Here is a 12,538-nt window from a genome sequence, read left to right on the forward strand (position 1 = left end):
TTCGCCGGCCCGCCGGGCCGGCCTCGTCATCTTGTCGTCATGGTTCGGCGGGAAACCGAACCTCCCCACGCCGCGACGTTGCTTCGGCTGCGTCTCGTCTCGGGGCCGCACGGCTTTAAAAAAAGCGGGATCGAAAATCCTATGAATGGACGCCGAGAGGCCCGCCGGCCGATATTGAACGCTTCCGCCCGCCGCCGCATCGAAGAAGCTTCCGCGCATTTTCGCCGGCAGCTCGAAGCGCGCGAGAAAGCGAAGCGCTCGCAGGACGAGGCGAACGAGGCCGCGGCGCCGAAAGTAAGCGAGCCGAAGACCTTTCCTGATCTCGTCGAGACGGCGCGCCGGCGTCTCGCGCCCAATCTCGGCAAGGCGCTCGCCGGCGTCGCCAGCCTCGCCGTCTTCGCGCTGGCCGGCTTCAGCCTGGCCGGCGTCGTCTCGAGCCTCAAATTCTCCGACGTGCGCGCCGCCATCGGCGCGACCAGCGCCGAGCAGGTGCTCGGCGCGCTGCTGCTCACCGCGCTCTCCTATCTCGCGCTCACCGGCTATGACGCGCTGGCGCTGCGCCAGCTCGGCCTGCGCGTGCGCTACCGGATCGCCGCGCTCGCCTCTTTCACCAGCTACGCCTTCTCCTTCAATCTGGGCTTTCCGGTCGTCACCGCCGCGGCGGTGCGCTATTGGATCTATTCGCGCGTCGGCGTCGGCGCCGTGCAGGTCGCCAATGTCACGGTGATCGCCGGCGTCACCTTCTGGCTCGGCATGGCCTCGGTGGTCGGGGTCGGCCTCGTGGCGCGGGCCGGAGAGCTCGGCGCGATCGACAAATTGCCGGCCTTTCTCAATGTCGCGCTCGGCCTCCTCGTCTGCGCCGGCGTCGGCTATTACCTCGTCTGGGTGGCGCTGCGTCGGCGGCGCGTGCGCCTGCGCGGCCATATGTTCGAGCTGCCGGGCTTCGTTCCCTCGCTCGGCCAGACCGTTCTCGGCGTCGTCGACCTGTGCTGCGCCGCCGCCGCGCTCTACCTGCTGCTGCCGCAGGAGACGAATCTCGACTTCTTCACCTTCGCCTGCGTCTATGTGTTCGCCTGCGTCCTCGGCGTCGTCAGCCATGCGCCGGGCGGCATCGGCGTGTTCGAGGCGACGATGCTGCACGCGCTGCCGAGCCATTCGCAGGAGAGCCTGCTCGCCTCCCTGCTGCTGTTCCGCGTGCTCTATTATTTCCTGCCCTTCATCCTCGCGCTGGCGCTGCTGGGCGCGGACGAGGGCTCGCGCCGCTGGCACAGCCTGCGCGAGACCATCAACCGCATCATGGAGGCCCGCGAGTAGCGGGCTCGGCGCCGCGACCAGCAGAGCGAGCCGGACGGTTCGCGGTCCAGGGACGCAGCCCGCCCCACGCCCGCGCTCGACTGAGAGAAACAATGTCCGATCTGCGCCGCCGCTATCAGGGAGAAGCCCTTCTCGGCCTCGTCATCGACGCGCTTCCGGAGGCGGTCTTCGTCATCGATTCCGAGGCGCGCATCGTCGCCGCCAATCGCTCCGCGCGCTCGGTGCTGCCGTCGCTGCGCGTCAATGATCCGCTGGCGCGCAGCCTGCGCTCGCCCGATGTGCTCGACGCGCTCGAGCGCGTGCTGCGCGGCGGCGCGCCGGAGAAGGTGATCTGGGTCGAGCGCCTGCCGGTCGAATGCTGGTTCGAGGTGCATATCGCGCCGCTGCGCCTCGATGGCTATGAGAACGCCGCGGTGGCGAGCCTGCGCGACTTGACCGAATCGCGCCGCGTCGAGCGCATGCGCGTCGATTTCGTCGCCAACGCCAGCCATGAGCTGCGCACGCCGCTCGCCTCGCTGCTCGGCTTCGTCGAGACCCTGCAAGGCCCGGCGCGCGACGACGCCAAGGCGCGCGAGCGTTTCCTCTCGATCATGCGCGAGCAGGCGCAGCGCATGTCGCGGCTCGTCGACGATCTCTTGTCGCTCTCGCGCATCGAGCAGCATCTGCATCTGCGCCCCGACACGCCGGTCGATCTCGCCATTCTCGTCGCCCATATCGTCGACACGCTCGGGCCTATGGCCGAGGACAGCGGGATCGAGCTGAAGCTCGACGCCACTGGCCCGGTCGTCGTTCCCGGCGATCGCGACGAGCTCGCCCGCGTCGCGGAAAATCTGATCGAGAATGCGATCAAATATGGAGCCGGCCCGGTCGAAATCTCGCTCGCGCCGCTCGGCGCCTCGGCCGTCTTCTCGGTGCGCGACCACGGCCCTGGAATCTCGCCGGAACATCTGCCGCGCCTCACCGAGCGCTTCTATCGCGTCGATGCGGGCAAGAGCCGCGCCAAGGGCGGCACCGGCCTCGGCCTCGCCATCGTCAAGCACATCGTGGCTCGCCACCGTGGCCGCCTCGCCATAGATTCAGCGCCGGACAAAGGCGCCACCTTTCGTGTCTTCTTGCCCCTCGCCGAGGCGGAAAAAGCCGATGGCGTTTGATAGTTACCGATATATTTCAGTAGACTATGTGTGTCATCTAACTGTCATATAACTGTCATAAAAGACGCGTTGCGAGAGACTAGTTTGCGCGTCGCCGGGGCGCAGGACGCGCGCCGCCCTCAAGTGAGCCTCGAGTTCGAAAGAGACAAAGATGATCTTCAAATTCTTCAACCGGATCGCTCTGGCGGCGACCGTGGCTCTCGCCACGGCGAGCGCGGCTGTCGCGGTCGACATCTCCGGCGCGGGCGCGACCTTCCCCTATCCGATCTACGCCAAATGGGCGGACACCTATAAGAAGGAGACCGGGGCCGGCCTCAACTATCAGTCGATCGGCTCGGGCGGCGGCATCAAGCAGATCAAGGCGCGCACGGTGACCTTCGGCGCTTCCGACCAGCCGCTCAAGGCCGAGGATCTCGAGGCCGCCGGCCTCGTGCAGTGGCCGCAGGTGATCGGCGGCATCGTTCCGGTCGTCAATCTCGACGGCGTGAAGTCGGGCGACCTCGTGCTCGACGGCCAGACCCTCGCCGCCATCTTCCTCGGCGAGATCGTCAAATGGGACGACGCTGCGATCAAGAAGCTGAACCCCAAGCAAAAGCTGCCCTCGACCGCGATCGCCGTCGTGCATCGCTCGGACGGCTCGGGCACGACCTTCAACTTCACCAATTATCTGTCCAAGGTCAGCGCCGACTGGAAGGCCAAGGTCGGCGAGAACGCCTCGGTCGAGTGGCCGGTCGGCATCGGCGCCAAGGGCAATGAAGGCGTCGCCAACAATGTCGCCAACACCAAGGGCGCGATCGGCTATGTCGAATACGCCTACGCCAAGCAGAACAAGCTGACCTTCACCAAGCTCGTCAACAAGGACGGCAAGGCCGTCGCGCCGACGACGCCGACCTTCCAGGCGGCCGCCGCCAACGCCGACTGGGCCAATGCGCCGGGCTTCTATCAGATCCTCACCGACCAGCCGGGCGCCCAGTCCTGGCCGATCACCGCCGCGACCTTCATTCTGCTGCCCAAGCAGCCGCAGGACGTCGCCGCCGCGGGCGAGGCGCTGAAGTTCTTCGGCTGGGCCTTCGCCAAGGGCGGCAAGGCGGCAGAGGAGCTCGACTATATTCCGATGCCGGCCGGCGTCGTGGCTCTGATCAAGAAGAGCTGGGCGCATGTCACCGATGCGAGCGGCAAGCCGCTGGCGTCGAACTGATCGTCGCGCCGCCCGGCGGGATCGCTCCCGCCGGGCGGCGCCCATTGGCCAGTCGAGCGAGACGGAATCTCGAGGGCGCTGTCGCGCCGAACGATGCGGCGGACCGGAAGTCGCGCTATCGAGAGATCGGGCGATTTCCGGCCCCCTGGAGCGTGCAATGGACGTCGGCTTCCACCGCCAAACGAGAGACGACAGCGTGTCAGACCTGGCAATCGTGGCGGCGCCGCCTCGCGCCGCCGAAGTCGAGCGCGGCAAAGTTCTGCGCCGCATGGCTCTCTTCGATTTCTTCTTCCACAATCTCACGCGCTCGGCGGCGATCCTCGTCCTGCTGATCCTCGGCGGCGTGATCTTTTCGCTGATCTACGGCTCCCTGCCGGCGATCCGCGCCTTCGGCCTCGGCTTTCTGACGACCGAATCGTGGAACCCCGTCACCGAGAAGTTCGGCGCTGTGGCGCCGATCTACGGCACTCTGGTCACCTCCACGATCGCCATGATCATCGCCGTGCCGCTCGGGCTCGGCATCGCCATCTTCCTCACCGAGCTGTGCCCGCACGCGCTGCGTCGCCCGATCGGCGTCGCCATCGAGCTGCTCGCCGGCATTCCCTCGATCATCTACGGCATCTGGGGCCTGTTCGTGCTCGCGCCCTTCCTGCAGCAGCATGTGCAGCCGGCGTTGATCTCGCTGACCGGCGACATTCCGGTGCTGTCGAGCCTCTTCGCCGGCCCGCCCTATGGCATCGGCATGCTGACCGCGGGGTTCATCCTCGCCATCATGGTGCTGCCCTTCATCACCTCCATCTCGCGCGACGTGTTCGACACCGTGCCGCCCGTGCTCAAGGAAGCGGCCTCCGGCGTCGGCTGCACCACCTGGGAGGTGATGCGCTATGTCGTCATTCCCTACACGCGCGTCGGCGTCATCGGCGGCGTGATGCTCGGCCTCGGCCGCGCGCTCGGCGAGACGATGGCCGTGACCTTCGTCATCGGCAACGCCCACCGTGTGTCGAGCTCGCTGCTCGCGCCGGGCACGACGATCTCGGCGACCATCGCCAATGAATTCACGGAAGCGGTCGGCGACGTCTACACTTCCGCGCTGATCGAGCTCGGCCTCATCCTCTTCGTCATCACTTTCTTCGTGCTGGCGGCGGCGCGCTTCATGCTGATGCGCATCGAGCAGAAATCGGGAGCCTGACCCCTTGTCGCTCTATTCCCACCGACGCCGCGTCGACGTCGTCGCCAAGGCGATGTGCTGGGCCGGCACCTTGTTCGGGCTGGCCTGGCTCGTGCTGATCCTCGGCGCCTTGATCTATGAGGGCGCGCGCGGGCTGACGCCCGCCGTCTTCACCGAGATGACGCCGCCGCCGGGCGCGACCGGCGGCCTGCTCAACGCCATCGCCGGCTCGCTGGTGATGACGGTCATCGGCGTCGTCGTCGGCACGCCGCTCGGCATGCTCGCCGGCACCTATATGGCCGAATATGGCCGCTATTCGAAGCTCAGCATGGTGGTGCGCTTCATCAACGACATTCTGCTCAGCGCGCCGTCGATCGTCATCGGCCTGTTCGTCTACACGGTGGTGGTGGCGCGTGTCGGGCATTTCTCCGGCATCGCCGGCGCGCTCGCGCTCGCCGTGCTCGTCGTGCCGGTGGTCGTGCGCACCACGGAGGACATGCTGCTGCTGGTTCCGGGACCGCTGCGCGAGGCGGCGGCGGCGCTCGGCCTGCCGCGCTCGCATATGCTGCTGCGCGTCGCCTATCGCGCCGCCAAATCCGGCATCGTCACCGGCGTCCTGCTCGCGGTCGCCCGCGTCTCCGGCGAAACGGCGCCGCTTCTGTTCACCTCGCTCAACAACCAGTTCTGGAGCACCGATCTCAACGCTCCCTTGTCGAGCCTTCCCGTCGTCATCTTCCAATTCGCGCTCTCACCCTACAAGGACTGGCAGCAGCTGGCCTGGACCGGCGCCCTGCTGGTCACGATCGCCGTTCTGCTCCTGTCGATCACAGCGCGCGCTCTCAGCAGCGGAGGAAAGCACAAATGACCGCCATGCCGGTGATCGAAACCAAAACCTCCACCAAGGTCTCGGTGCGCGATCTGGACTTCTATTACGGCCAGTCGCATGCGCTGAAGAAGATCTCGCTGCCGCTCTACACCCATAAGGTGACGGCCTTCATCGGCCCGTCGGGTTGCGGCAAGTCGACGCTGCTGCGCGTTCTGAACCGCATGTACGACCTCTATCCCAGGCAGCGCGCCGAGGGCGAGGTGCTGCTCGACGGTGAGAATATTCTCGACCCGAGCGTCGACCTCAATCTCCTGCGCTCGCGCGTCGGCATGGTGTTCCAGAAGCCGACGCCGTTCCCGATGTCGATCTACGACAATATCGCTTTCGGCATCCGTCTCTATGAGAAGCTCTCGCGCAGCGAGCTCGACGGACGCGTCGAGGCGGCGCTGCGCGGCGCGGCGCTGTGGGACGAGGTGCGCGACAAGCTCAATTCGAGCGGCCTCGGCCTCTCGGGCGGCCAGCAGCAGCGATTGTGCATCGCCCGCACCGTCGCCATCCACCCGGAGGTGATCCTGTTCGACGAGCCCTGCTCGGCGCTCGATCCGATCTCCACCGCGAAGGTCGAGGAGCTGATCGACGAATTGTCGGAGCGCTACACGATCGCCATCGTCACCCACAACATGCAGCAGGCGGCGCGCGTCTCGGATTTCACCGCCTTCATGTATCTCGGCGACCTCGTCGAATTCGGCGAGACCAACACTCTGTTCACCGCGCCGCAGAGCAAGAAGACGCAAGACTATATCACCGGCCGTTTCGGCTGACGCGCGCGCCGCGCGGCGCATGAGGACGAGACCATGAGCGAACATATCGTCAGTTCCTACGACCGGGATCTCGAGGCGCTCGGCCGCCGGATCGCCGAGATGGGCGGCATCGCCGAGAAAATGCTGGGCGAGGCGATGGACGCCCTCGCCAATTTCGACACCGAGCTCGCGCACCGCGTCGTCGCCACCGACACGCGGCTCGACGCGCTGCAGCGTGAGATCGAAGAGAGCGCCATCCTCACCATCGCGCGGCGGCAGCCGCTCGCCGTCGATCTGCGCGAGTGCATCGCGGCGATGCGCATCGCCGCTGATCTCGAGCGCGTCGGCGACCTCGCCAAGAGCATCGCCAAGCGCACGGTGAAGATATTGGCCGAGGCGCGCGTGCCGCGCGCCATCATCGGGCTGAAGACGATGGCGGAGGTCGCCTCGTTGCAGCTCAAGGACGTGCTCGACGCCTATGCGCAGCGCGACGTCGAGCGCGCCAAGGCGGTGTGGGCCAATGACGTGGAGCTCGACGCGCTCGAGGACTCGGTGTTCCGCGATCTTCTCACCTTCATGATGGAGGATCCGCGCAACATCTCCTTCTGCACGCATCTCCTGTTCTGCTCGAAGAATATCGAGCGGATCGGCGATCACACCACCAATGTGGCGGAGACGATCGTCTATCTCGTCACCGGCGAATCCATGCCGACCGAACGGCCCAAGGGCGGCAGGCCGGCGACGCCGTCCGATGACACGAAAGAGCAGACGCCATGAACGAAGTCCGCGTCTCGGCGTCGCGCGAGACGCCGAACGACCGGGCGCCGCGCATTCTCGTCGTCGAGGACGAGGCGGCGCTCGCCCTTCTGCTCGCCTATAATCTCGAGTCGGAGGGCTTTCAGGTCGAGCATGTCGAGCGTGGCGACGAGGCGGAGATTCGCTTGTCCGAATCGCTGCCCGATCTCGTCATCCTCGATTGGATGCTGCCGGGCGTCTCCGGCCTCGAGATCTGCCGGCGCCTTCGCGCGCGCGACGACACGCGCACCATGCCGGTCATCATGCTGACCGCGCGCGGCGACGAGAACGAGCGCGTGCGGGGCCTCTCGGTCGGCGCCGACGATTATGTGGTGAAGCCGTTCTCGACGCCGGAGCTGATGGCGCGCGTGCATGCGCTGCTGCGCCGCGCGCGGCCGGAGCGGGTCGCGACGCGGCTGGTCGCCGGCGACATCGACCTCGATCGCGAGACGCGCCGGGTGAAGCGGGCGGGCCGCGAGATTCATCTCGGGCCGACCGAGTTTCGGCTGCTCGAATATCTGATGGAGAAGCCCGGCCGCGTCTTTTCCCGCGCGCAGCTGCTCGACAGCGTCTGGGGTCTCTCGGCCGAGATCGACGAGCGCACTGTCGACGTGCATGTCGGCCGGTTGCGCAAGGCGATCATCCGCGGCCGCGAGAAGGACCCGATCCGCACCGTGCGCGGAACGGGCTATTCCTTCGACGAGACCTTCGGGCGAGGCTGAGCGGCGAAGCAGCTCAGTGGACGAATTCGGCCTGCGTCGAGAGCAGGTCGAAGTGATAGTTCACGCCGGCGCGCATGAAGTGGAAATCGTCGACGCGTCGCGGCGCGGGGAAACGGGGCTGTCCGCCAGCCCCGAAATCGGTGTAGAGATATTCCGCCTTGACCGACCAATCGCGCGCGAAGGCCCATTCGAGGCCGCCGCCCGCGGTCCAGCCGTCGTGCATGCGGTCGCCGTCATGGCCATAGGCGTAGCCGCCGGTTCCAAAGAAGAGGAGATGATCGCTGAAAGGCAGGACGCCGACGCGGCCGCGCGCCGTGCCGAACCAGTCGAACCTCGGCGAGGGGAAACCGTACCGGCCGCTGTCGCCGCCGAGGCTCGTTCCCTGAAAATCCGTCTCGAGACCGACGACGAACAGCGGGCCGAGCCGGTAATTGTAACCGAGCTGCCCGCCGCCGAGGATGCCGCTGCGGTCGAGACCCGACGCCGACAGCCCGGCGCCGAGGTTCAGACCGGCGTAGACACCGCTCCATGCGTAAGCGGGCCGCGCTCCCCCGAACACCGTGGCCTGCGGCGGGAGATCGGCGGCGCGCACGTCGCCGGCGAGAAGCACGAAGGTCGACGCCAGTGCTGAAACGGTTTTCCTCATTCGCAGAGTCCTCTCCCGAAGCCGAGACACCGCTTGTCGCCGAAGCGTGTCTCTCGAATTTGTCGAGGAGTGTCCGGAATGTTTCTCGATAGGGGCGATCTCTAGCTCTAGTGTTTCATGCCTCCCATTCCACCTTTGCCGCCCATGCCGATTTCCATCACGCCTGTCATGGCCTCCTCGGCGGCCTTCTTCTGCTCGTCGGTCAACGTTGCGAACAGCGGCTCCACCGCCGTTCTGATGGCGCGAACCTGATCGAGATGAGCGCTCATATTACGCTCCATCATTTCTAGCTGCTCCAGCACGCCGCCCGTCATCTTATGGTCCTTCGCGGCGGCGCAGAATTGCGCGGTCTTCTGGCCGGCCGCGCGATAGGCGTCGGCGAAGGCATTCCATTGCGGCGCCTGGGCGTCGGTCAATTGCAGCTCTGCCTTAAGATAGGCGAGCCGCCCCTCGACATGGTCCGCGGGACCGCACAGGCGCTTCATCACCATGCCGCCGTGCTTGTCATGTCCCTCGCCCTCGGCGGCTTTGGCCGAGTCGCCATGGTCCATGCCGCCATGGTCCATGCCGCCGCCACCCATGCCGCCATGGCTCATTCCGCCATGACCCATTCCTCCCATTCCGCCCATGCCGCCCATTCCCCCCATTCCGCCCATGCCCCCGCCGCCGCCCTTGCCGTGATCCATGCCGCCGTGATCCATGCCGCCGTGGTTCATGCCGCCATGGCTCTCGCCGCCATGGCTCTCGCCGCCGCTCTGCTCATGGCCGGACATGCCATGGTCGGCGCCGCCGCTCGGCGGCGTGGATTGCCATTGCTGCGCCGACGCCGCTCCGCCGAGGGCCAGCAGCAGAGTCGCGGTCGCCACAGTCCATTTCGAGATCGTCCTCATATCGTCCTCCCTTTTTTGCAATTGCCTCATTCCACCTGGAACTCGCGCATCATCTCCATGTCCTCGTGCTCGAGGATGTGACAGCGATACGTGAAGCGTTCGGACGGCTCGGCGATGCGGACCGGCAGACGAGCTCGATCTCGACATCGGGATGAAAGCCCGGCGACGCCCGATTGGGCGCGCGGCGTGGGATGTCGCGCATGCCCTGCATCGCCTGCGTCGCGCCGGGCAGCCCCAGCGCCGCCGCTCCCGCTCCGGCCTGGAGCAGGAAGCGGCGGCGAGAGGGGGCGGAACCTTGCGTCATGGACTGAACTCCGGCGAGCGCGAGCTCGTTTCAACAGCGTCAGTCTGTGATTTAAGCGTCGGGAGCCGTGTCTTTGACTGTGGCATCTTGCCCCAGCGCGGCGGGTGTCTCCGGCCCTTTTTCATTGCCAAGCGCGGCGTCTGCTCTTAATCAGGCGCCGTTCGGGCCTTGCCCGATCTTCGCGACTTACGCCGATTCGTATCGGCGAGTGGGCGCAAAGGAGACGATCATGATCGCCGTGACTTTCCCCGACGGGGCGTCCCGTCAATTCGAGCCGGGCGTCTCCGGCCTCGACATCGCCAAGAGCATCTCCCCTTCCCTCGCCAAGCGCACCGTGGCCATGGCGCTCGACGGAGAGCTGCGCGACCTCGCCGACCCCATCGACCGCGACGCGAAAATCGAGTTCGTCGGCAGAGAGGACCCGCGCGCGCTGGAGCTCATTCGCCATGATTGCGCGCATCTGCTCGCCGAAGCGGTGCAGGAGCTGTTCCCCGGCACGCAGGTCACCATCGGCCCGGTGATCGAGAACGGCTTCTATTACGACTTCTATCGCTCCGAGCCGTTCACGCCGGACGATCTGCCGGCGATCGAGAAGAAGATGCGCGAGATCGTCGCGCGCGACGCCGCGATCACGAAAGAAGTGTGGACGCGCGATCAGGCCAAGACATTCTTCACCGCCAGGGGCGAGGCCTTCAAGCGCGAGCTGATTGAGAGCATTCCCGGCGGCGAAGATTTGAAAATCTATCGCCAGGGCCATTGGCTCGACCTCTGCCGCGGCCCGCATTTGCCGTCGATCGGCAAGGTCGGAACCGCCTTCAAGCTGATGAAGGTGGCCGGCGCCTATTGGCGCGGCGACCACAACAACCCGATGCTCTCGCGCATCTATGGAACCGCCTTCGCCAAGCAGGAGGAGCTGGACGCCTATCTGCATCGGCTCGAGGAAGCGGAGCGGCGCGACCATCGCCGCCTCGGCCGCGAGATGGACCTGTTTCATTTCCAGGAGGAGGGGCCGGGCACGATCTTCTGGCACGAGAAGGGCTGGGCGCTGTTCCAGTCGCTCGTCTCCTATATGCGCCGGCGCCAGAAGGCCGCAGGCTACAAAGAGGTGAACACGCCGCAGGTGCTCGACCGCGCCTTGTGGGAGACGTCGGGTCATTGGCAGACCTATCGCGAGAACATGTTCCTCACCAAGACCGAGGACGAACGCATCTTCGCGCTGAAGCCGATGAACTGCCCCGGCCATGTGCAGATCTTCAAGAACGGGCTGAAGTCGTACCGCGACCTGCCGGTGAAGATCGCAGAATTCGGCATTGTGCATCGCTATGAGCCGTCCGGCGCGTTGCACGGCATGATGCGCGTGCGCGCCTTCACGCAGGACGATGCGCATATCTTCTGCAATGAGGATCAGATCATGGAGGAGGCGTTGAAGATCAACGACCTCATCCTGACGATCTATCGTGACTTCGGCTTCGACGACGTCGTGGTGAAGCTCTCCACGCGGCCGGAGAAGCATGTCGGCTCCGACGAAGCCTGGGCCAAGGCCGAGGCGGCGCTCTACAAGGTGCTCGACGAGCTGAAGGCGCGCGGCCTGAAGACCGGCGTCAATCCGGGCGAGGGCGCCTTCTACGGCCCGAAGCTCGAATATACTCTGCGCGACGCCATCGGCCGCGAATGGCAATGCGGCACGACGCAGGTCGACTTCAACCTGCCGGGCCGATTCGGCGCCTTCTACATCGGCTCGGACAGCGAGAAGAAGACGCCGGTGATGATTCATCGCGCCATGTTCGGCTCGCTGGAGCGCTTCACAGGCATTCTGATCGAGCATTACGCCGGCCATCTGCCCCTATGGCTGTCGCCGTTGCAGATCGTCGTCTGCACCATCACGCAAGATGCGGACGATTATGCCTATGAAGTGGCGGCGGAGGCGCGCAATGTCGGCCTCGCGGTCGATCTCGATCTGCGCAATGAGAAGATCACCTATAAGGTCCGCGAGCATTCGCTCGCCAAGGTCCCGGTGCTTCTCGTCGTCGGCAAGAAGGAGGCGGCCGAGCACACGGTCTCGATCCGCCGGCTCGGCTCGCAGGCGCAAAGCTCCGCGACCCTCGCCGATGCGCTGGCCGCGCTGGCGGAGGAGGCGACGCCGCCGGATGTGAAGGAATAAGGGGCGAGAATGTCGGGTGATCCCTTCTCCCGCTCCGCCGCGGGAGAAGGTGGCCTCGCGAAGCGAGGTCGGATGAGGGCCCGCGCCGTCACGACGATATTGGAAGTCGTAGAGCGCCCTTCCTTTTTTCGCCTCGCTCACCCCGCCTTCTGCTCGATCTCCTCCATATCCTCGTCCGAGAGGCCGAAATGGTGGCCGATCTCGTGCACGAGAACGTGAGTGATCACCTCCTGCAGCGTGTTCTCGCCGTCCGCCCAAAAATCGAGGATCGGGCGGCGGTAGAGCCAGATCATATTGGGAGCCTCGCCGGTGCGCGGCTCCGCGTCTCGTTGCGCGAGGCCCTGGCCGCGGAAGAGGCCTAAGAGATCGAACTCGGTCTCGCACTCCATCTCCTCGAGGACCTCCTCTTCCGGGAAATCCTCGACATGGATCACCAGCCCTTCGCAAAGGCGCGTGAAGCGCGACGGCAGCGCGGCGAAGGCGGCGTCCGCCAGCACCTCGAGATCCTCGAGGGTCGGAGCCCGCAAATCGGCGAGAGCATTGTCGTCGAGCGATGCCATGGC

The 12,538-nt window shown here is 66.0% G+C and carries 13 protein-coding genes; 9 read left to right on the forward strand and 4 right to left on the reverse strand.

Translation table 11 applies throughout. From position 1 onward, the window contains the following. Nucleotides 1-141: 141 nt before the first annotated feature. The 8 genes from CQW49_RS15955 (at nucleotide 142) to phoB (ending at nucleotide 7,974) form a co-directional block, all read left to right on the forward strand. Nucleotides 142-1,314 carry a lysylphosphatidylglycerol synthase domain-containing protein gene (locus CQW49_RS15955; RefSeq protein WP_003611747.1) on the forward strand — a complete coding sequence of 391 codons (1,173 nt, stop codon included), beginning with the start codon at nucleotides 142-144 and terminating at the stop codon, nucleotides 1,312-1,314. Nucleotides 1,315-1,406: 92 nt separating this feature from the next. Continuing rightward, the gene (locus CQW49_RS15960) at nucleotides 1,407-2,465 is read left to right on the forward strand and encodes an ATP-binding protein (protein ID WP_003611746.1); all 1,059 of its coding nucleotides are present in this window, start codon (nucleotides 1,407-1,409) and stop codon (nucleotides 2,463-2,465) included. A 151-nt stretch (nucleotides 2,466-2,616) separates the two neighbouring features. Continuing rightward, nucleotides 2,617-3,663, forward strand: a complete 1,047-nt coding sequence (gene pstS / locus CQW49_RS15965) for a phosphate ABC transporter substrate-binding protein PstS (protein ID WP_003611745.1) — start codon at nucleotides 2,617-2,619, stop codon at nucleotides 3,661-3,663. 268 nt (nucleotides 3,664-3,931) lie between these two features. Further along, entirely contained in the window at nucleotides 3,932-4,852 is a 921-nt protein-coding gene (gene pstC, locus CQW49_RS15970; protein ID WP_420845623.1) for a phosphate ABC transporter permease subunit PstC, read from the forward strand. Nucleotides 4,853-4,856: 4 nt separating this feature from the next. Continuing rightward, nucleotides 4,857-5,696: a phosphate ABC transporter permease PstA gene (gene pstA / locus CQW49_RS15975; RefSeq protein ID WP_003611743.1), complete on the forward strand. Its 840-nt coding sequence runs from the start codon at nucleotides 4,857-4,859 to the stop codon at nucleotides 5,694-5,696. Further along, nucleotides 5,693-6,478, forward strand: coding sequence for a phosphate ABC transporter ATP-binding protein PstB (pstB, locus tag CQW49_RS15980; RefSeq protein ID WP_003611742.1), 786 nt, complete (start codon nucleotides 5,693-5,695; stop codon nucleotides 6,476-6,478). Before pstA ends, pstB begins: the two co-directional genes overlap by 4 nt. 33 nt (nucleotides 6,479-6,511) lie before the next feature. Further along, nucleotides 6,512-7,234: a phosphate signaling complex protein PhoU gene (gene phoU / locus CQW49_RS15985; protein ID WP_003611741.1), complete on the forward strand. Its 723-nt coding sequence runs from the start codon at nucleotides 6,512-6,514 to the stop codon at nucleotides 7,232-7,234. After that, nucleotides 7,231-7,974 (forward strand): phosphate regulon transcriptional regulator PhoB, encoded by a 744-nt coding sequence (gene phoB, locus CQW49_RS15990; protein WP_003611740.1) that lies wholly within the window; start codon nucleotides 7,231-7,233, stop codon nucleotides 7,972-7,974. Before phoU ends, phoB begins: the two co-directional genes overlap by 4 nt. A gap of 13 nt (nucleotides 7,975-7,987) precedes the next feature. On the opposite strand, the gene CQW49_RS15995 is transcribed toward phoB, so the two are convergent. The 3 genes from CQW49_RS15995 to CQW49_RS16005 all read right to left on the reverse strand — a co-directional run bounded on the left by CQW49_RS15995 (nucleotide 7,988) and on the right by CQW49_RS16005 (nucleotide 9,848). Continuing rightward, entirely contained in the window at nucleotides 7,988-8,620 is a 633-nt protein-coding gene (locus tag CQW49_RS15995; protein ID WP_003611739.1) for an outer membrane protein, read from the reverse strand. Between the two features lie 107 nt (nucleotides 8,621-8,727). Further along, complete coding sequence (locus CQW49_RS26115; protein WP_003611736.1) at nucleotides 8,728-9,510, reverse strand: Spy/CpxP family protein refolding chaperone; 783 nt, start codon at nucleotides 9,508-9,510, stop codon at nucleotides 8,728-8,730. Nucleotides 9,511-9,536: 26 nt separating this feature from the next. Then, nucleotides 9,537-9,848 carry a multicopper oxidase domain-containing protein gene (locus tag CQW49_RS16005; RefSeq protein ID WP_157926089.1) on the reverse strand — a complete coding sequence of 104 codons (312 nt, stop codon included), beginning with the start codon at nucleotides 9,846-9,848 and terminating at the stop codon, nucleotides 9,537-9,539. A 195-nt stretch (nucleotides 9,849-10,043) separates the two neighbouring features. Between CQW49_RS16005 and thrS the strand changes: the two genes are divergently transcribed. Beyond that, entirely contained in the window at nucleotides 10,044-11,975 is a 1,932-nt protein-coding gene (gene thrS, locus CQW49_RS16010; RefSeq protein WP_003611732.1) for a threonine--tRNA ligase, read from the forward strand. Nucleotides 11,976-12,112: 137 nt separating this feature from the next. On the opposite strand, the gene CQW49_RS16015 is transcribed toward thrS, so the two are convergent. Then, nucleotides 12,113-12,535, reverse strand: coding sequence for a metallopeptidase family protein (locus CQW49_RS16015; RefSeq protein ID WP_003611729.1), 423 nt, complete (start codon nucleotides 12,533-12,535; stop codon nucleotides 12,113-12,115). Between the last annotated feature and the right edge of the window lie 3 nt (nucleotides 12,536-12,538).

Origin of the sequence: Methylosinus trichosporium OB3b (assembly GCF_002752655.1) — a bacterium.
GTDB classification, from domain to species: Bacteria; Pseudomonadota; Alphaproteobacteria; order Rhizobiales; family Beijerinckiaceae; genus Methylosinus; species Methylosinus trichosporium.